Genomic DNA, 20524 nt, shown 5'->3' with positions numbered 1-20524 from the left:
AACTTTCTCCTTTCATTATATCATAAAGATTTACTTGAAAACTGCTAATAAAGAGATTTTTCAAATATGAATGCCATAAAAGTGACTAATTGTAAAAAATAATTTTAAAATGGCAATTGTTTTCAATTCAATTTGAAAAATTCTGAAAATTGTATTGACACTTAGCAAAAAAGGGACTATAATGTATAAAAAGTCATAAAGGAGTTTATTATGAAATTTTCAAAAGTAATGGCCCTAGCAGGGGTGACTCTGTTAGCGTCAGGTGTTTTGGCAGCTTGTTCGGGTTCAGGCTCTAGTGCAAAAGGTGAGAAAACTTTTTCTTACGTTTATGAAACTGATCCAGACAGCCTCAACTATTTGACAACTGGTAAGGCTGCAGTTGCTAATATCACAAGTAATGTCGTTGACGGTTTGATGGAAAATGACCGCTACGGGAACTTCGTACCATCAATGGCAGAAGACTGGTCTGTATCTCAAGACGGTTTGACATACACTTACACAATCCGTAAAGATGCTAAATGGTATACTTCTGAAGGTGAAGAGTACGCAGCTGTGAAAGCTCAAGACTTTGTAACAGGTCTTAAATATGCAGCTGACAATAAATCAGAAGCACTTTATCTCGTTCAAGATTCTATTAAGGGTCTGGATGCATATGTGAAAGGTGAAGTTAAGGACTTTTCTGAAGTTGGAATCAAGGCAATTGATGATCAGACAGTTCAATACACTTTGAACAAACCTGAAAGCTTCTGGAACTCTAAAACAACTATGGGTGTTCTTGCACCGGTCAATGAAGAATTCCTTACTTCTAAAGGAAGTGACTTTGCCAAAGCAACAGATCCAAGCAGTATCCTTTATAATGGTCCCTTCTTGTTGAAATCATTGGTAGCTAAATCTTCAGTAGAATTTGAAAAAAATCCAAACTACTGGGATAAGGACAATGTTCATATTGATAAAGTAAAACTATCATTCTGGGATGGTCAAGACAATAACAAACTTGCAGAAAACTTCAAAGATGGAAGCTTTTCAATGGCTCGTCTCTTCCCAACAAGTGCAAGTTATCCTGAACTCGAAAAAGAGTTTAAAGACAACATCGTTTATACACCACAAGATTCTTCAACGTACTTGATTGGTACCAATATTGATCGTCAATCTTACAAGTACACTTCTAAGACTACAGATGAACAAAAGACATCAACTAAGAAAGCTCTCCTAAACAAAGACTTCCGTCAAGCTCTTGCCTTTGGTTTTGATAGAACTGCTTATGCTTCTCAAGTAAATGGAGAAAGTGGAGCAAGCAAACTTCTTCGTAACTTGTTTGTGCCACCAACATTTGTTCAAGCAGATGGTAAAAACTTTGGTGATTTAGTCAAAGAGAAATTGGTAACCTATGGTGACGAGTGGAAAGATGTCAATCTGGATGACGCTCAAGACGGTCTTTACAACCCTGAAAAAGCAAAAGCAGAATTTGCTAAAGCTAAGACAGCTCTCCAAGCAGATGGTGTTCAATTCCCAATTCACTTGGATATGCCTGTTGACCAAACAAGTACTACAAAAGTACAACGTGTTCAATCATTAAAACAATCACTTGAAGCAACATTAGGAGCTGATAACGTAGTTGTTGATATCCAACAACTTCAAAAAGATGAAGTTCTCAATGTTACCTACTTTGCTGAAACAGCTGCTGGAGAAGATTGGGATCTCTCAGATAACGTTGGTTGGTCACCAGACTATATCGACCCATCTACTTACCTTGATATCATCAAACCGTCTGTAGGTGAAAATACTAAGACTTATCTAGGATTTGATTCTGGTACAAACAACGCCGCTGCCAAACAAGTTGGTTTGGAAGATTACGAAAAGATGGTTGTTGAAGCCGGAAACGAAAACACTGATGTTTCAAAACGTTATGATAAATATGCTGCAGCTCAAGCTTGGTTGACAGATAGTGCATTGATTATTCCAACAACTTCTCAAACTGGACGTCCAATGTTGTCTAAGATGGTGCCATACACTCTTCCATTTGCTTACTCAGGTAACAAGGGAACAAGTGAAGCCCTCTTGTACAAATACCTTGAACTTCAAGATAAACCAGTAACTGCTGATGAATATCAAAAAGCTCAAGATAAATGGAAGAAAGAAAAAGAAGAATCTAATAAAAAAGCGCAAGAAGATCTTGCAAAACATGTCAAATAAGAAAAAAGAGGCCGGACAAAAAGTCTGGCCTTTTGATATCATTCCTGAGACATCAGTTTGAAATTTTGGTTATTGGTTTAAGCTCTGCATTGAAGTAGTAGAATAGACTTTCTAAGTCACGCCCCAGTTCATAGATAAACTACATAAAAATAAGGTATCTTTTATCTATAATTTTAAACAGTTTTCCCGACTATTTAACATGTGTTTGGTATAAGGTTGCGATTGAGATATTTAATCTATTCAGTTGTTTCTCTACCTATTTTTAAAAAGTTTGGCTTTATAAAAATTAAGATTCCACCATAAAAAACTGCATACAAAAAACTGAGAATAAATCGCCATCCTCAGTTTTTTATATATTTTATTGTTGTCTTCGTGGATTTTGTTGGGGTTGATTTTGTTGTTGAGGATTTGCAGATGAGTTTGGTTGCGTTGCATTTGGATTGGTAGTGCCATTCGTATTTTCATTTGAAGAGCTTTCACTTTCAGTTGTTGAAGTTGAACTTGAGCTAGAGCTCTCTGTAGTCGAACTTTCTTGAGTTGACTGTGGAATCCAGTTGCTGCTACGTGCCCCATTCTTGAAGATGTAATCACCACTTCTATGAAGTCCTTCTGGCATTGTCCAATCACCAGGATGATCGTCCTCTGCTAGATACTGCATCATAGAACGATAGATACTAGTGGCAACAGTAAAGCCATCACCAACGATTGGAGTAAGGCGGTTTGAGTAACCAGTCCAGACCGCCATTGAATATTTACGGGTATAACCAACAAACATTTCGTCTGGAGCAACAAACTGACTTGTTTTGATGTGGTTTTCAATCTCTTCATCAGTATAGTTTGATGTACCAGTTTTACCTGCTTGTGAAAGCCATGATATATAGGCGTCTCGACCAGTACCAGAGTATAATACGGTTTTCATCATTTCTGTCATCATATAGGCGGTTGTTTCTTTCATAGCACGAGTCCCTTGGTCAGAAAACTCTTTTGAACTACCGTCGCTAAAGACAACTTTATTGATATACATTGGTTTATGATAGATACCACCGTTAGCAAAAGCAGCATAGGCAGCAGCCATTTTTTCACTACTTACACCGTACTGTTTACCTGATTCAGTCGTATTACTTGAAATTGCGTTTGCATATACCATGGTTGGATAATCAATGCCAAGTCCGTTTAAGAATTTTTTGGCTTTATCGAGTCCAACTCTATCGAGAGTTTCAACTGCTGGTACGTTACGAGATTGTTGGATAGCAGTTTGAAGGGTGATGTTACCATAATAGCCACGATCCCAGTTGTAGACTGGAGTGCTAGTGCCTGGGAAGTTATATGGTACATCCTTAAGCATATAAGCAGTTGAGTCATAGATGTCGTACTCAAGCGCAGGTGCATAGTCCGTAATTGGTTTCATAGTTGAACCCCAGTCACGGTTTGTTTCCACTGCTTGGTTAGTACCAAAGGATACATTGCTAGCTTGGTGACGAGATCCGAGTTGGGCAATAACTTTACCATTTGATACATCAATGATAGTAGAGGCTGCTTGGATATCATCATCAGGATAGTTTACGTATTGATCAGTATTATAGACGTCCCAAAGGTGTTTTTGTGCCTCTTGGTCGACGTTGGTATAGACTTCCATACCTGTTGTTAATAGATTATAACCTGTCTCTTGCTCCACTTGATCAATAACCTCTTTAAGGTAGTTATCCATGTACTGCGGATAGCTATTAACAGATTTTAGACTTTGAAGTCCATCTGTGATTGGAGTATTGATGGCTGTTTCATATTGCTCGGCTGTAAGGTAACCTTGTTTTTGCATTTCTGACAAAACGAGGTTACGTCTTTCGAGGGCTGCTTCAGGATGAGAATAAGGATCGTACTGGTTTGGAGCTTGTGGCATACCTGCTAAGAGTGCTAGCTGAGGAATGGATAAGTCTTTGAGGTCCTTACCATAATAGTTTTCCGCAGCTGTCTGCATACCATAGTTACCATTTGACATGTAGACCTTATTGACGTAATAGGTTAAGATTTCTTGCTTAGTTGCAGTTCGCTCTAGCTGGATAGCTAACCAAGCCTCTTGAACTTTACGGGATAGAGTTTGATCAGCTGTTGATGTTGAAAAGTAAGTTAATTTAATTAACTGCTGAGTCAAAGTTGATCCACCTTGAAGACCACTATTGCTTCGAAGGTTACGAAGGAATGCTCCTGCTATACGAATGCTATCAATTCCTCTATGGTTAAAGAATCGATGATCCTCGATAGAGACAATCGCATTGACAAGACCAGTAGGAATGTCACTACTTTGAGCATTGACACGACGTTCAGCACCTAAATCTGCGATGAGTTCATTTTTGCTATCATAAATTTTACTTGATGTAGTTGCAACAAGTTTACTCTCGGAAAGTTCAGGAGCTTTGTTTGCATAGTAAAGAAAGACACCACCACCAAGCAGGAAAGCTGCGATAAATAAGCTAATCACACCAATGCCGAGGTATTTAGCGATGCGTAAGATAGTTTGTTTGTTCATATTGTTTTACCACCTAGTAAATGTTGTTTGACTGTATCAAGATAAGGAATTTGTGGAAAAGCAGACTGCTCAATCACATAACCGAATTCTTTGATATAGCCAAGCGGCATTGACTTTTTTCCCATATCCTGATGATAAAAACGGATGAGGTCAAGTGCCGGCAATAAATACGTTTCTTGATAAGAAGAAAAATGAAGAAGGACAAAGCAAATTCCTTTTTGTTCAAGGACTTGTTCCATATGCCGAATCTGATGAGGATGGAAGTTCTTCATCGGAATCGCATGTTTTTGCTTGGTTTCCTTGGCTTCGAAATCGATGTAAAACCCTTCATAAACTCCAGAATAATCGGTAGTTGATGCTTGTCTAAAATAAGCTTCAACAATCTTAGCCCGACTACGTTGAGGATAGTCTACGCGGACAATCTGAACAGGAGTTGGTTTTTTGTGGATAACAGCCAAACCGTGTGTCAGATAATACTCGTTTGTAGCATTGATCATCTTTTCAAAGGTCATCCCACGATTTGCGAAATTTTTAGTTTGTGAGGTGACTTCTCGTCTTTTTTTCGATGAAAGTTTATGAGGATAGTTGACCATAATTCTCCTTATTGGTACAATAACATCACTTTATTATACCATAAAGGTGCACAGAAAGGGAGAAAAAATGCATACAGCCTTGATTTTAGGCTATTCTAGCTTTGATTTAGGATTGTTTAATGACAAAGATATTCGTTTAAAAATTATTAAAAAAGCCATTCGTAGAGATTTGGAAAAAATGGCAGACGAAGGATTGAAATGGTTGGTGTTTACGGGAACACTGGGATTTGAACACTGGGTTTTAGAGGTGGCCAGAGATATGAAAGATGACTTTGGTTTCCAACTTGCGACTATCTTTGATTTTGAGACTCGTGGAGAAAACTGGAATGAGGGAAATCAGGTCAAACTTAGCGAATTTAAACAAGTTGATTTTGTTAAATACGCCTATCCGAACTATGAACACAAGGATCAATTACGAGACTATCAACTTTTCTTACTTGAAAATACAGATGGTGCCTATCTTTTTTATGATGAAGAAAATGAAACAAAACTGAAGTATTTTTACGAACTGATGAAAAAGAAAGACAACTATATTACAAAAAGATTAACATTTGAGGAATTGAACGAAGTAGCTGAAAATTTTTCCGAAAATTGAACCTTTGACCTTGCTTTTTGTTTGCCTTTTTTTATATAATAATACTAGCAACTGAGAATGGAGAGAGACATGGCAAGTATTATTTTTACAGCAAAAGATATTTTTGAGCAGGATTTTGGAAGAGAAGTACGTGGATATAGTAAAGCAGAGGTTGATGAATTCTTGGATGATGTCATCAAGGATTATGAAACTTATGCTGCATTAGTAAAATCATTGCGTTCAGAAATCGCGGAGCTCAAAGAAGAGTTGGCGAAAAAACCTCAAGTGACTCCAGTAGCTTCTGAACCAGCAGAGCTTGGAAGTACAACTTCTATGACAAACTTTGATATTTTGAAACGTTTGAATCGTCTTGAAAAAGAAGTATTTGGCAAACAAATCATGGATAATTCTGATTTCTAAGAATACTTCTGTTGTGCAATTTTTGGATAATCGCGTGAAGAGAGTTTCTTTTCATGAGGAAAGTCCATGCTAGCACAGGCTGTGATGCCTGTAGTGTTTGTGCTAGGCGAAACCATAAGCCTAGGGACGAGAAATCGTTACGGCAGTTGAAATGGCTAAGTCTTAGGATATGTCAGAGTAGACTTGAAAGTGCCACAGTGACGGAGTCTCTCTGGAAACAGAGAGAGTGGAACGCGGTAAACCCCTCAAGCTAGCAACCCAAATTTTGGTCGGGGCATGGAGTGCGCGGAAACGAACGTAGTACTCTGACTGCTAGCAGCTAGAGAGCTGCTAGTGGTAGACAGATGATTATCGAAGGAAGTGGTCCTAGTCACTTCTGGAACAAAACATGGCTTATAGAAAATTGCATATAGGTTGGGGCTGAGATATATTTCTCAACCTCATTTTTTAAAGTGAATAAAGAAAGGTCTATAAAAGACTGAAATGAAAACAACATTTAATTTAATTGCGACTGCTGCGGCGGGTTTGGAAGCTGTAGTTGGACGTGAAGTGAGAGATTTGGGTTATGATTGTCAAGTTGAAAATGGGCGTGTTCGTTTTCAAGGTGATGTTAAAGCGATTATCCAAACCAACCTGTGGCTAAGAGCTGCGGATAGAATCAAAATTGTTGTGGGAACTTTTCCTGCAAAAACATTTGAAGAACTCTTCCAAGGTGTTTTTGCTCTAGATTGGGAGAACTATCTCCCACTTGGAGCTCGTTTCCCAATTGCCAAGGCTAAGTGTGTCAAGTCAAAATTACACAATGAGCCAAGTGTGCAGGCGATTTCTAAGAAGGCAGTCGTTAAGAAACTACAAAAACACTATGCCCGACCAGAAGGTGTTCCCCTGATGGAGAATGGTCCAGAGTTCAAGATTGAAGTTTCTATTTTGAAAGATATAGCGACTGTTATGATTGATACGACTGGTTCAAGTCTCTTTAAACGTGGTTACCGTACTGAAAAAGGTGGAGCTCCGATCAAAGAAAATATGGCAGCTGCGATTTTGCAACTTTCTAACTGGTACCCTGATAAGCCTTTGATTGATCCAACCTGTGGTTCGGGAACATTCTGTATTGAGGCGGCTATGATTGCGCGCAAGATGGCGCCTGGTTTGCGTCGTTCATTTGCCTTTGAAGAGTGGAACTGGGTCAGTGACCGCTTGATTCAAGAAGTCAGAACTGAGGCAAGTAAGCAGATAGATCGAGAGATTGAACTGGATATTATGGGCTGTGATATCGATGGTCGTATGGTAGAAATTGCCAAGGCCAATGCCCAGGCAGCAGGAGTATCTGGAGATATTCTCTTTAAACAGATGCGTGTACAGGATTTGCGTACGGATAAGATTAATGGAGTTATTATCTCTAACCCACCTTATGGGGAACGTCTATCAGATGATGCAGGAGTAACTAAGCTTTATGCTGAAATGGGTGAGGTTTTTGAACCACTCAAAACTTGGAGTAAGTTTATCTTGACTAGTGATGAAGCTTTTGAAAGTAAATATGGTAGTCAGGCGGACAAAAAACGAAAACTCTATAATGGTACTTTGAAAGTTGATTTGTATCAATATTTTGGTCAACGTGTCAAAAGAAATTTGACAGATTAGAAAGGAGCTGCCATGGATCAGAAGGATAAAAAAGAAGAAATGTTAGAACCGGAGAAAACATCTCAGGAACCTCAGTTTGATTTTGAGGAAGCTAAGGATCTAACGGTTGGACAGGTTATTCGAAAAAATGAAGAAATCGAAGCAGGAGTAACTCCTGATGATACGATTTTGGACAAATACATTAAACAACACCGTGAAGAAATCGAAGCTGATAAATTTACAAACATTCAGGCGAAGAAAGAGGAACTTCAGAGTCTAGATGATTTGATCCAAGAAGCTAAAGAAACGATTGAAGAAGAGGCGGAACCAGTAGAAGAAGTCTCTGAATCAGAAAAGTTTGCTGAAGAAGAGGGAGTAGCAACTGAAGAAGTTCTCCCTTCGCCACTAGAAGAAACTTTAGTTATGGATAAAAATCTTGTAGAGGAAGTATTTGAACCAGAACAGGTAGAAAATGAGGAAATTTCACAAGAAGAAGCCCCAATTCTAGCTCGCTCTCTTCAAGAAGAGGATGAGCCACGACGCAAAAAACTGTGGGTCATCTTGTCAGCTCTTTTAGCAATTATTGTCTTGATTATTGGGGGTAGCTACTACGTTTATCGTCAAATTACTCGTTCTTCACAAGAAATTCAGTCTCAGTCATCTGATGCAGGTTTGGTAAGTAATCAAGCAATTCTCGATCAATTTAACAGTCTCTATGACACTTTTTATACTGATGAGAATAAAACTGCCCTAAAAAAAAGTCAGTTTAGTCAACTAAATCAGCTCAAAGAACTGTTAGATAAACTTGAGGGCGCTAGAGAGCATACTCTTGCTAAATCAAAATACGATAGTCTTGAAACACAAATCATGGCAGTACAAGATGTTAATGCTCAATTTGAAACGCCAGCTATTACAGATGGTGTTCTAGATACAAATGCTAAAGTAAAGGCAGATGCTAAATTTACCGAAGTTAAGACTGGGAATACTGAAATTGATAAACTGCTAGATAAGGCTATTAGTCTCGGTAAGAGTCAACTTTCAAGTTCTACAAGCTCAAGCAGTAGTCAGTCAAGTTCATCAAGCCAAACAGAGTCAAGCTCAGCAACTGAAAGCAATGCTAGCAGCTCTGCTAATGCATCAACTTCAGCGGGTGAAACAGCCTCAGCAAATAATATCCTAAATAGTGGACTAGCAAGCAATGGTGTGAACCTACAAAGAAGTGTCAGTCGAGTACCTTACAATCAAGCTGCTGTTAGTGATAGTAGTAATCCTGCTTGGACTTTTGCAGATGGTGTCCTTGAACGCATTCTTGAGACTTCGCGTGCGCGTGGCTACATTACAGGCAACCAATATATTTTGGAACCTGTGAATATTGTTAATGGCAATGGCTACTATAATCTTTATAAACCAGATGGTACCTATCTCTTTACCCTTAATTGTAAGACAGGTTACTTTGTAGGGAATGGTTCTGGACATGCGGATGATTTAGACTACTAGTCAAATTGTTACAAAATTCTTTCTTTTCACAGATAAACATGATAAAATAAAACATATTAAACAAGAGGAGTGTCACATGACAAAAGCTAACTTTGGTGTTGTTGGTATGGCCGTAATGGGTCGTAACCTTGCCCTTAATATTGAATCTCGTGGTTATACAGTTGCTATTTATAACCGTAGTAAAGAAAAAACTGAAGATGTGATTGCTTGCCACCCTGATAAAAACTTCGTGCCAAGCTATGATATTGAAAGTTTCGTAAACTCAATTGAAAAACCACGTCGTATCATGCTGATGGTTCAAGCAGGACCTGGTACAGATGCGACAATTCAAGCCCTTCTTCCACACTTGGATAAAGGTGATATCTTGATCGATGGAGGGAATACTTTCTACAAAGATACTATCCGTCGTAATGAAGAATTGGCGAACTCAGGTATCAACTTTATCGGTACAGGTGTTTCTGGTGGTGAAAAAGGTGCCCTTGAAGGTCCTTCTATCATGCCTGGTGGACAAAAAGAAGCTTATGACTTGGTAGCAGATGTTCTTGAAGAAATCTCTGCTAAAGCACCAGAAGATGGTAAACCATGTGTAACTTACATCGGTCCTGATGGAGCTGGTCACTATGTAAAAATGGTCCACAATGGGATCGAGTACGGTGATATGCAATTGATCGCAGAAAGCTACGATCTTATGCAACACTTGCTTGGTCTTTCTGCAGAAGACATGGCTGAAATCTTTACTGAGTGGAACAAGGGTGAATTGGACAGCTACTTGATCGAAATCACTGCTGATATCCTTGGACGTAAAGACGATGAAGGTCAAGACGGACCAATCGTAGACTACATCTTGGATGCTGCAGGAAACAAAGGAACTGGTAAATGGACTAGCCAATCAGCTCTTGATCTTGGTGTGCCATTGTCACTCATCACTGAGTCAGTATTTGCCCGTTACATCTCTACTTACAAAGAAGAACGTGTTCATGCCAGCAAGGTGCTTCCAAAACCAGCTGCTTTCAAATTTGAAGGCGACAAGGCTGAGTTGATTGAAAAAATCCGTCAAGCCCTTTACTTCTCAAAAATCATTTCATACGCACAAGGTTTTGCGCAATTGCGTGTAGCTTCTAAAGAAAATAACTGGAACTTGCCATTTGCAGATATCGCATCTATCTGGCGCGATGGATGTATCATCCGTTCTCGTTTCTTGCAAAAGATTACAGATGCTTACAACCGTGATGCAGATCTTGCTAACCTTCTTTTGGATGAGTACTTCTTGGACGTAACTGCTAAGTACCAACAATCTGTTCGTGATATCGTAGCTCTTGCTGTTCAAGCTGGTGTACCAGTACCAACCTTCTCAGCAGCTATCACTTACTTTGACAGCTACCGTTCAGCTGATCTTCCAGCGAACTTGATCCAAGCACAACGTGACTACTTTGGTGCCCACACTTACCAACGTAAGGATAAAGAAGGAACCTTCCACTACTCTTGGTATGACGAAAAATAAGTAGGTCAGCCATGGGGAAACGGATTTTATTACTTGAGAAAGAAAGAAATCTAGCTCATTTTTTAAGTCTGGAACTCCAAAAAGAGCAATACCGAGTTGATCAGGTAGAAGAGGGACAAAAAGCCCTCTCCATGGCTCTTCAGACAGACTATGACTTGATTTTACTGAATGCTCATCTAGGGGATATGACAGCCCAGGATTTTGCAGATAAGTTGAGTCGAACCAAGCCAGCTGCGGTGATCATGGTCTTGGACCATCGAGAAGAATTGCAAGACCAACTTGAAACAATCCAGCGTTTCGCTGTTTCATACATCTATAAACCAATCATTATCGATGATTTGGTCAGTCGTATTTCAGCTATCTTCCGAGGTCGAGATTTCATCGACCAACACTGTAGTCAGATGAAAGTTCCGACAGCTTATCGCAATCTGCGTATGGATGTAGAACATCATACCGTCTATCGTGGCGAGGAGATGATTGCTCTGACACGTCGTGAATATGACCTCTTAGCTACCCTTATGGGAAGCAAGAAGGTTTTAACTCGTGAGCAATTGCTGGAAAGTGTTTGGAAGTATGAAAGTGCGACCGAAACCAATATTGTGGACGTTTATATCCGTTATCTACGTAGTAAACTTGACGTGAAAGGTCAAAAGAGCTACATTAAAACCGTGCGTGGTGTTGGTTACACCATGCAAGAATAGAAAAGCAGTTGCAGTTTTGTAACTGCTTTTTTGAGTCGTTGAAATGTTGACATATGATTTGATCTTTGCTACAATCATTTTGGAGGAAACAAGAATGAAATTTTTGAAAAAAATGATGCAAGCTGGACTTGCAGTATTCTTTTTTGGTCTGTTAGCAACAAGTACAGTATTTGCGGATACTACAGGTGGACAGTTTGTTGATAAGAACAATAGAAAATATTATATAAAAGATGACCATAAAGCAATCTATTGGCATAAAATAGATGGCAAAACCTACTATTTTGGTGATAGAGGAGAAATGGTTATCGGTTGGCAATACATAGAAATTCCTGGGACAGGTTACCGAGATAATTTATTAGATAACCAACCAGTTAATGAAATCGGCCTTCAACACAAGTGGTACTATTTTGGACAAGATGGGGTACTACAAGAATTTGTTGGCTGGCAACAATTAGAGGTAAAAGATTCCTTAACTGTTGGGAAAAAACATGGTGAAGGCTGGGAAGGTCCAGAAGTTCTTAAATTAGCAAACTACTACTTTGACCAAGACCATTCTTTAAAGACAGGTTGGCTTTATGACCAGTCTAACTGGTATTACCTAGCAAAAACAGGAAATTCTGGGAATAAGAATCTTGGTGGTGAGAAACGTTCTGGTTGGATTCAAGATGCTTCCACTTGGTACTACCTAGACCCAGAAACTGGCATTATGCAAACTGGTTGGCAACATCTAGGTAACAAGTGGTATTATCTCCGTTCATCAGGTGCTATGGCGACAGGCTGGTATCTAGATGGTTCAACTTGGTATTACCTAGATGCTCAAAACGGTGATATGAAAACTGGCTGGATTTATGTCGATAATACTTGGTATTATCTTCGTTCGTCAGGAGCTATGGTGACCGGTTGGTTCCAAGTTAATGGTAAATGGTACTATGCCTATAGTTCAGGTGCCTTGGCTGTGAATACTACTGTAGGTGGCTACTACGTCAACTATAATGGTGAGTGGGTTCAGTAATGAAAACAAGCGATTGTGAAGGAAACAATCGCTTTTTTTGTGAAAATATAATAAAATAGAAAGGAATAAAGTTCTAAAATTTTATCTAGAAAAAGATGATTTTCATCTGATAGTAGGATTAAATGACAAAAGAAGTTGGTGTCGGTCAGGCACATAGTAAAATTATCTTAATCGGAGAGCATGCAGTGGTTTATGGCTACCCAGCCATTTCTTTACCTCTTTTAGAGGTAGAGGTGACTTGTCGGGTGGTTCCAGCAACCACACCATGGCATCTGTTTGAAGAGGACACCTTGTCTATGGCTGTTTATGCTTCTCTTGAGTATCTAAATATCAAAGATGCTTGCATCCGTTGTCAAATTGACTCGGCTATTCCAGAAAAACGGGGGATGGGATCTTCAGCAGCCATAAGTATTGCGGCCATTCGTGCAGTATTTGATTATTACCAAGCAGAACTCCCACATGATGTTTTGGAAATTTTGGTCAATCGAGCTGAAATGATTGCCCATATGAATCCTAGTGGTTTAGATGCTAAGACTTGCCTAAGTGACCAGCCTATTCGTTTTATCAAGAATGTAGGTTTTGAAGAATTAGCTATGGATTTGTCAGCTTATCTGGTCATTGCAGATACAGGAGTCTATGGGCACACTCGTGAAGCCATCCAAGTTGTAGAGAGCAAGGGCAAGGAAGCTCTGCCTTTCTTGCATGCATTAGGAGAATTAACCCAAGAAGCAGAAAAAGCTATTCAAACAAAAGATGCCGTGAAGCTGGGAGAAATTCTAACCAAAGCTCATAGAAATCTAAAAGAAATCGGAGTTAGTAGCCCTGAGGCAGATGCCTTGGTTGAAACTGCCCTTGAACATGGAGCTCTAGGAGCCAAGATGAGTGGTGGTGGTCTAGGCGGTTGCATCATTGCCTTGGTTGCTAATGTCAGTCAAGCACAAGAACTCGCAGAAAGATTAGAAGAGAAAGGAGCTGTTCAGACATGGATCGAAAGGCTGTAACAGTACGTTCCTATGCCAATATTGCTATCATCAAATATTGGGGTAAGAAAAAAGAAAAGGAGATGGTTCCCGCGACTAGCAGTATCTCTCTGACTTTAGAAAATATGTATACGGAGACGACACTTTCACATTTGCCAGCAGATGCAAGCTCGGATGCTTTTTACATCAATGGTCAGTTGCAAAATGAAGCTGAACATAAAAAGATGAGTAAAATCATTGACCGCTACCGTCCTGAAGGGGCAGGTTTTGTTCGTATCGATACCAAGAACAATATGCCAACAGCGGCAGGTCTTTCTTCAAGTTCTAGTGGTTTGTCTGCTCTAGTCAAAGCCTGCAATGCCTACTTCCAATTAGGGCTAGATCGTAAAGAATTAGCTTTGGAAGCTAAGTTCGCATCTGGTTCTTCATCTCGTAGTTTTTATGGACCGATAGCAGCTTGGGATAAGGATAGTGGAGAGATTTATCCAGTTGAAACTGACTTGAAACTAGCTATGATTATGTTGGTCTTGGAAGACCAGAAAAAACCAATCTCTAGTCGAGATGGCATGAAACTCTGTGTAGAAACTTCGACAACTTTTGAGGACTGGATTCGTCAGTCTGAGCAAGACTACAAGGATATGCTAATCTACCTCAAGGAAAATGACTTTGAGAAAGTTGGAGTATTAACAGAAAAGAACGCTCTTGCCATGCATGCTACGACAAAAACTGCCAATCCGCCGTTCTCTTATCTGACAGATGCGAGTTATGAGGCTATGGATTTCGTTCGTCAGCTTAGAGAACAAGGAGAATCTTGCTACTTTACCATGGATGCGGGACCTAATGTAAAGGTTCTTTGTTTAGAAAAAGACTTGGAACATCTATCAGAACTTTTAGGTCAACGCTATCGCTTAATCGTTTCAAAGACAAAGGATTTGAGCCAAGATGACGATTGTTAAAACTTGTGGGAAGCTCTACTGGGCTGGTGAGTATGCCATTTTAGAACCAGGACAGTTGGCACTAATAAAGGCTATTCCCATCTATATGACAGCTGAGATTGAGTCCTCAGAAGTTTATCGACTCTATTCAGATATGTTTACTTATAGTGTAGACATGCGCCCAGATTCTTCCTATGCCTTGATCCAAGAAACAGTTGCTTCGGTGGAGGACTATCTGACTGCCCAAGGAGTTGACTTGCAGCCTTTTTCCTTAGATATTCGTGGGAAAATGGAGCGTCAGGGCAAGAAGTTTGGTCTGGGTTCTAGTGGTAGCGTCGTTGTATTGGTTATCAAGGCCATGCTTGCTTTCTATGATAGACCAGCTGAAAGAGACCTCTTGTTTAAACTGGCGAGTGCTGTTCTTCTCAAACGTGGAGACAATGGTTCCATGGGTGACATTGCCTGTATCGTTTCAGAAGACCTGGTGCTCTATCAGTCGTTTGATCGGGAAAAAGTTGCACAATGGCTAGAAAAAGAAGACTTGCCAACTGTATTAGCACGTGATTGGGGATTTTCTATTTCTAGTGTTGAACCAGCCTTGCAGTTTGATTTTTTGGTAGGTTGGACCAAGGAAGTAGCGGTGTCTAGTCACATGGTTAAGCAAATCAAGAAGAATATGAATGCTAGCTTTTTGCAGGCTTCAAAAAAAACAGTAACTAACTTGGTAAAGGCTTTGCAGGAAGGCCAAGAAGAAAAGATAATGGAGCTACTAGAACAAGCCAGCCAACTTTTAGAAGGCTTGAGTTCAGATATTTACACCCCTTCGCTCAGACAATTAAAAGATGCCAGCAGAGACTTAAAAGCCGTCGCTAAAAGTAGTGGTGCTGGTGGTGGAGACTGTGGGATAGCCCTCAATTTTGACCAAGATTCGACCACATTACTGAAAAAACGCTGGGCTGATCTAGGGATTGAGCTCTTGTATCAAGAAAGGATAGGACATGACGACAAATCGGAAGGATGAACACATCCGCTATGCCCTTGAACAAAAAAGTTCTTATAATAGTTTTGATGAAGTTGAATTGATTCATTCTTCTCTACCCTTATATGACTTAGATGAGATTGATCTTTCGACAGAATTTGCAGGGCGCAAATGGGATTTTCCTTTTTATATTAACGCCATGACAGGTGGGAGTGATAAGGGCAGAGAAATTAATCAAAAATTGGCCCAGGTGGCAGATGCTTGTGGGATTTTATTTGTGACAGGTTCTTACAGCGCTGCACTTAAGGATCCATCAGATGATTCTTTTTCCGTGAAGTCAAATCATCCTGACCTCCTTCTTGGAACAAATATTGGCTTGGATAAACCTGTAGAACTAGGATTACAAACAGTGAAAGAAATGAATCCTCTTCTCTTGCAAGTTCATGTCAATGTCATGCAGGAATTACTTATGCCAGAAGGTGAGCGTCAATTTAGATTGTGGCAAAATAATCTGAAAGATTATGCTGATCAAATCTCAGTTCCTCTTGTTTTAAAAGAAGTCGGTTTTGGTATGGATGTGAAGACCATTTCTAAGGCATATGAGATGGGGATACGTACGGTTGATTTGTCTGGTCGTGGGGGAACTAGCTTTGCCTATATCGAAAATCGTCGTAGTGGTCAACGGGACTACCTCAATGATTGGGGGCAATCAACCATGCAGGCTCTTATCAATGCCCAAGACTGGAAAGATAAGATGGAGCTTTTGGTAAGTGGAGGAGTGCGCAATCCACTAGACATCATCAAATGCCTGGTCTTTGGAGCCAAGGCAGTTGGTCTATCACGCACTATGTTAGAGCTGGTAGAAAATTACTCTGTTGATGTCGTTATTTCCATTGTTGAAGGTTGGAAGGAAGATCTACGCTTGATTATGTGTGCCCTTAATTGTGCAAGGATTGAGGATTTGCAGCAGGTCGACTATCTCCTTTATGGAAAATTAAAAGAAGCAAAAGACCAAATGTGAGGAGGTCGGGATTTTAGTCCCGGTCTTTTTATCATTCCTCAGACTGATGTGACTTTTTGGTTTTGTGATACAATAAAATAGAGAGGACGGATACATGCGAAAATTTCAAATTTTTCTATTTATTGAAGCTTGTTTATTAACAGGAGCTCTGATTATGATGGTATCAGAGCATTTTTCCCGTTTTCTGTTGATCTTGCTCTTGTTTTTACTGCTGATTCGATACTATACTGGAAGACAGGGGAATAACCTCATATTAGTGGCAGTGAGCATCCTATTTTTCTTTATCATCATGCTCAATCCCTTTGTCATTTTAGCTATCTTTGTGGCTTTGATTTATAGTCTCTTCTTGCTTTATCCTATGATGAATCAGGAAAGAGAAGACACCAATCTGTTCTTTGAAGAAGTAGTGACGGTGAAGAAGGAGAAAAATCGCTGGTTTGGAAATCTTCATCACTTCTCAAGCTACCAGACTTGTCGTTTTGATGATATCAACCTTTTTCGTCTTATGGGGAAGGATACTATTCATCTGGAGCACGTGATTTTGAGCAATCATGATAATGTCATCATCTTGAGAAAACTGGTGGGTACGACTAGAATTATTGTACCAGTAGATGTTGAAGTCAGCCTTAGTGTCAATTCTCTGTATGGAGACTTAACCTTTTTTGACCAGCCTAAACGTGCTTTACGTAATGAGCAATTTCATCAAGAAACCAGAGATTATCTCAAGAGTCCTAAGAGTGTTAAGGTACTTTTGACAACCATGGTTGGAGATGTAGAGGTGGTGAGAGGATGAAAAAACAACCCTATATTTTAATTGGTCTCACCTCATTTCTCTTTGTTGCTTTTCTATTTCGAAGCATTTTTAAGATCTTGGATTTGGAGTGGACTTCTCTTTTTCAGGATTTAGAAAAGACAGAAAAAGTCCTTTTTCTAGCCCTGATGTTTAGTCTTGCCCTAGCCTTTTTATTAGTCCTATTCTGGACAATGGTTGACGAAATTTCAAAGAGAAGAATCCAAGCAAATCTCAAACGTCTCCTAGCTGGCAAAGATATTGAAAGTCTGGGAGATGCTGACTTAGACGCAAGTTTTAGAAATTTGTCAGGAAAGCTCGGTTTGTTGACAGAAGCTATTCAAAAAGCAGACAATCAGGCCTTGGTCAAAGAAGAAGAAATTGTTGAAAAGGAGCGCAAGCGAATCGCGCGTGACTTGCATGATACAGTTAGCCAAGAAATTTTTGCTGCCCATATGATTTTATCGGGACTCAGTCAACAAGCTTCCAAATTAGACAGAGAGAAGATGCAAACACAACTCCAAAGTGTGACTGCCATTTTAGAGACAGCTCAAAGAGACTTGCGCATTCTTCTTTTGCATTTACGACCAATTGAACTGGAACAAAAAAGCTTGGTGGAGGGTATTCAGCTACTCCTCAAAGAGCTAGAAGAAAAAAGTGAATTGAAGGTAAGCTATAAATATCAGGTAACTGCACTCCCTAAAAAGATTGAAGAACATATTTTTCGGATTGTACAAGAATTGATTAGTAATACACTTCGTCATGCCCAAGCTTCATGTCTAGATGTTTACCTTTATCAAACGGAAACAGGCTTGCAATTAAAGGTAGTAGACAATGGTCGCGGTTTTCAGCTAGATGATGTTGATGAACTAAGCTATGGTCTACGCAATGTCAAAGAACGAGTGGAAGATATGGCTGGGACAGTACAATTGATGACGGCTCCTAAGCAGGGTTTGGCAGTGGATATCCGCATTCCCTTGCTTGAGTGACTAACAAAAGGAAATGAAATGAAACTATTATTAGTAGATGACCACCAAATGGTGCGTCTGGGTTTAAAAAGTTATTTTGAATTACAAGATGATGTAGAGGTTGTAGGAGAAGCAACCAATGGTGCGGAAGGAATTTCTATGGCCTTGGAGCTTCGTCCAGATGTGATTGTCATGGATATTGTCATGCCTGAAGTCAATGGGATTGATGCAACACTAGCTATTCTCAAAGAATGGCCAGAAGCTAAAATATTAATCGTGACCTCTTACCTAGACAATGAAAAAATCATGCCGGTCTTGAATGCTGGAGCTAGAGGTTATATGCTCAAGACGTCCAGTGCAGATGAATTGTTACACGCTGTTCGTAAGGTGGCGGTTGGAGAGCTAGCCATTGAACAAGAGGTAAGTAAGAAGGTAGAATATAACCGCAATCATATTGAATTACATGAAGATCTGACAGCTCGTGAACGAGATGTCCTTCAACTGATCGCTAAGGGCTATGAAAATCAGCGCATTGCTGATGAGCTTTTTATCTCTCTCAAGACAGTCAAGACCCACGTATCCAATATTTTAGCAAAGCTTCAGGTTAGTGACCGCACCCAGGCAGCAGTATATGCCTTTCAGCATCACTTAGTAGGGCATGAGGACTTCTAGATGAATCTTTTGGAGTGAAATCATAATTCTCTGTTCCAAAGGTAATTTTTTCTTTGAAATTAGTTTTTAATACTTTTTCTTGGTAAATTGGATACATTTAGCCATAAAACAGTGATTTAGAATTAGCAAGTATCTCAAGCAGTACTGAAAACTTGGTTCTGACTTGAAAAAAGTTACTAGTATATGATATAATAGACTGTATTTAAAAAAATTTTAAGGAGAAATGACAGAATGTCTGTATCATTTGAAAACAAAGAAACAAACCGTGGTGTCTTGACTTTCACTATCTCTCAAGACCAAATCAAACCAGAATTGGATCGTGTATTTAACTCAGTAAAGAAATCTCTTAACGTTCCTGGTTTCCGTAAAGGTCATCTTCCACGTCCTATCTTCGACCAAAAATTCGGTGAAGAGTCACTTTACCAAGACGTTATGAACGCTCTTTTGCCAAACGCTTATGAAGCAGCTGTAAAAGAAGCTGGTCTTGAAGTAGTTGCACAACCAAAAATTGACGTAACTTCAATGGAAAAAGGTCAAGACTGGGTTGTCACTGCTGAAGTTGTTACAAAACCAGAAGTTAAATTGGGTGACTACAAAAACCTTGAAGTATCAGTTGATGTAGAAAAAGAAGTAACAGATGCTGACGTTGAAGAGCGTATCGAACGCGAACGCAACAACTTGGCTGAATTGGTTATCAAAGAAGCTGCTGCTGAAAACGGTGATACTGTTGTTATTGACTTTGTTGGTTCTATCGACGGTGTTGAATTTGACGGCGGAAAAGGTGAAAACTTCTCACTTGGACTTGGTTCAGGTCAATTCATCCCTGGTTTCGAAGACCAATTGGTAGGTCACTCAGCTGGTGAAACTGTTGATGTTATCGTAACATTCCCAGAAGACTACCAAGCAGAAGACCTTGCAGGTAAAGAAGCTAAATTCGTAACAACTATTCACGAAGTAAAAGCTAAAGAAGTTCCAGCTCTTGACGATGAACTTGCAAAAGACATCGACGAAGAAGTTGAAACTCTTGACGAATTGAAAGAAAAATACCGTAAAGAATTGGCTGCTGCTAAAGAAGAAGCATACAAAGATGCCGTTGAAGGTGCAGCAATCGATAAAGCTGTAGAAAACGCTGAAATCGTTGATCTTCCAGAAGAAATGATCCACGAAGAAGTTCACCGTTCAGTAAATGAATTCCTTGGCAACTTGCAACGTCAAGGTATCAACCCTGATATGTACTTCCAAATCACTGGAACTACTCAAGAAGACCTTCACAAACAACACGAAGCAGAAGCTGAGTCACGTACGAAGACTAACCTTGTTATCGAAGCTGTTGCGAAAGCTGAAGGATTTGACGCTACTGAAGAAGAAATCCAAAAAGAAATCGAGCAATTGGCTGCAGACTACAACATGGAAGTTGCTCAAGTACAAAGCTTGCTTTCAGCTGAAATGTTGAAACACGATATCGCAGTGAAAAAAGCTGTTGAATTGATCACAAGCACTGCAACAGTAAAATAATCTTTACAAGATAAAAGCCCACCGGATTC

The 20524-nt window shown here is 39.6% G+C and carries 18 protein-coding genes and 1 other RNA gene; 17 read left to right on the top strand and 2 right to left on the bottom strand.

The window, feature by feature from the left end:
* Positions 1-210: 210 nt before the first annotated feature.
* Positions 211-2193 (top strand): peptide ABC transporter substrate-binding protein, encoded by a 1983-nt coding sequence (locus O3633_RS04250; RefSeq protein WP_371620498.1) that lies wholly within the window; start codon positions 211-213, stop codon positions 2191-2193.
* 358 nt (positions 2194-2551) lie between these two features.
* Here O3633_RS04250 and pbp1a read toward each other — a convergent pair whose 3' ends face one another.
* The gene (pbp1a, locus tag O3633_RS04245) at positions 2552-4717 is read right to left on the bottom strand and encodes a penicillin-binding protein PBP1A (protein WP_371620497.1); all 2166 of its coding nucleotides are present in this window, start codon (positions 4715-4717) and stop codon (positions 2552-2554) included.
* Positions 4714-5310 (bottom strand): Holliday junction resolvase RecU, encoded by a 597-nt coding sequence (gene recU / locus O3633_RS04240; protein WP_371620496.1) that lies wholly within the window; start codon positions 5308-5310, stop codon positions 4714-4716. The genes pbp1a and recU overlap by 4 nt, the downstream gene beginning before the upstream one ends.
* Positions 5311-5377: 67 nt before the next feature.
* Here recU and O3633_RS04235 point away from each other — a divergent pair, with 67 nt between their 5' ends.
* From O3633_RS04235 to tig, 16 genes are all read left to right on the top strand, one after another.
* Entirely contained in the window at positions 5378-5905 is a 528-nt protein-coding gene (locus O3633_RS04235; protein WP_371620495.1) for an SLOG family protein, read from the top strand.
* 69 nt (positions 5906-5974) lie between these two features.
* A complete protein-coding gene (gpsB, locus tag O3633_RS04230; RefSeq protein WP_371620494.1) occupies positions 5975-6304 on the top strand; it encodes a cell division regulator GpsB in 330 nt (109 codons plus the stop codon).
* Positions 6305-6322: 18 nt separating this feature from the next.
* Positions 6323-6705, top strand: an RNA gene (gene rnpB, locus O3633_RS04225) — RNase P RNA component class B.
* 82 nt (positions 6706-6787) lie between these two features.
* Positions 6788-7945 (top strand): THUMP domain-containing class I SAM-dependent RNA methyltransferase, encoded by a 1158-nt coding sequence (locus tag O3633_RS04220; RefSeq protein WP_223140635.1) that lies wholly within the window; start codon positions 6788-6790, stop codon positions 7943-7945.
* A gap of 12 nt (positions 7946-7957) precedes the next feature.
* Entirely contained in the window at positions 7958-9421 is a 1464-nt protein-coding gene (gene mapZ / locus O3633_RS04215; protein WP_371620493.1) for a cell division site-positioning protein MapZ, read from the top strand.
* Between the two features lie 76 nt (positions 9422-9497).
* Complete coding sequence (gnd, locus tag O3633_RS04210) at positions 9498-10922, top strand: NADP-dependent phosphogluconate dehydrogenase (RefSeq protein ID WP_003017375.1); 1425 nt, start codon at positions 9498-9500, stop codon at positions 10920-10922.
* A gap of 11 nt (positions 10923-10933) precedes the next feature.
* Positions 10934-11623 carry a response regulator transcription factor gene (locus O3633_RS04205; RefSeq protein WP_049510160.1) on the top strand — a complete coding sequence of 230 codons (690 nt, stop codon included), beginning with the start codon at positions 10934-10936 and terminating at the stop codon, positions 11621-11623.
* Between the two features lie 94 nt (positions 11624-11717).
* Complete coding sequence (locus O3633_RS04200; protein WP_371620492.1) at positions 11718-12635, top strand: PspC-like choline-binding domain-containing protein; 918 nt, start codon at positions 11718-11720, stop codon at positions 12633-12635.
* 122 nt (positions 12636-12757) lie between these two features.
* Positions 12758-13636 (top strand): mevalonate kinase, encoded by an 879-nt coding sequence (gene mvk, locus O3633_RS04195; RefSeq protein WP_371620491.1) that lies wholly within the window; start codon positions 12758-12760, stop codon positions 13634-13636.
* Positions 13618-14571 (top strand): diphosphomevalonate decarboxylase, encoded by a 954-nt coding sequence (mvaD, locus tag O3633_RS04190; RefSeq protein ID WP_371620490.1) that lies wholly within the window; start codon positions 13618-13620, stop codon positions 14569-14571. Before mvk ends, mvaD begins: the two co-directional genes overlap by 19 nt.
* Entirely contained in the window at positions 14558-15571 is a 1014-nt protein-coding gene (locus tag O3633_RS04185; RefSeq protein WP_371620489.1) for a phosphomevalonate kinase, read from the top strand. Before mvaD ends, O3633_RS04185 begins: the two co-directional genes overlap by 14 nt.
* Positions 15549-16550: a type 2 isopentenyl-diphosphate Delta-isomerase gene (gene fni, locus O3633_RS04180; RefSeq protein ID WP_371620488.1), complete on the top strand. Its 1002-nt coding sequence runs from the start codon at positions 15549-15551 to the stop codon at positions 16548-16550. Before O3633_RS04185 ends, fni begins: the two co-directional genes overlap by 23 nt.
* Positions 16551-16644: 94 nt before the next feature.
* Positions 16645-17343, top strand: a complete 699-nt coding sequence (gene liaF / locus O3633_RS04175; RefSeq protein WP_371620487.1) for a cell wall-active antibiotics response protein LiaF — start codon at positions 16645-16647, stop codon at positions 17341-17343.
* Entirely contained in the window at positions 17340-18329 is a 990-nt protein-coding gene (locus O3633_RS04170) for an envelope stress sensor histidine kinase LiaS (RefSeq protein ID WP_371620486.1), read from the top strand. The genes liaF and O3633_RS04170 overlap by 4 nt, the downstream gene beginning before the upstream one ends.
* Before the next feature lie 18 nt (positions 18330-18347).
* The gene (locus tag O3633_RS04165; RefSeq protein WP_049531079.1) at positions 18348-18980 is read left to right on the top strand and encodes a response regulator transcription factor; all 633 of its coding nucleotides are present in this window, start codon (positions 18348-18350) and stop codon (positions 18978-18980) included.
* A 231-nt stretch (positions 18981-19211) separates the two neighbouring features.
* On the top strand, positions 19212-20495 hold the full coding sequence (gene tig, locus O3633_RS04160) for a trigger factor (RefSeq protein WP_371620485.1): 1284 nt from the start codon (positions 19212-19214) through the stop codon (positions 20493-20495).
* The last annotated feature ends 29 nt before the right edge of the window (positions 20496-20524 follow it).

The organism is Streptococcus sp. 27098_8_22 (assembly GCF_041432415.1).
Lineage (GTDB): Bacteria > Bacillota > Bacilli > Lactobacillales > Streptococcaceae > Streptococcus > Streptococcus pseudopneumoniae_M.
Note: the sequence above shows the minus strand (reverse complement) of the source record. Positions and strands in the feature narration are given on the sequence as shown.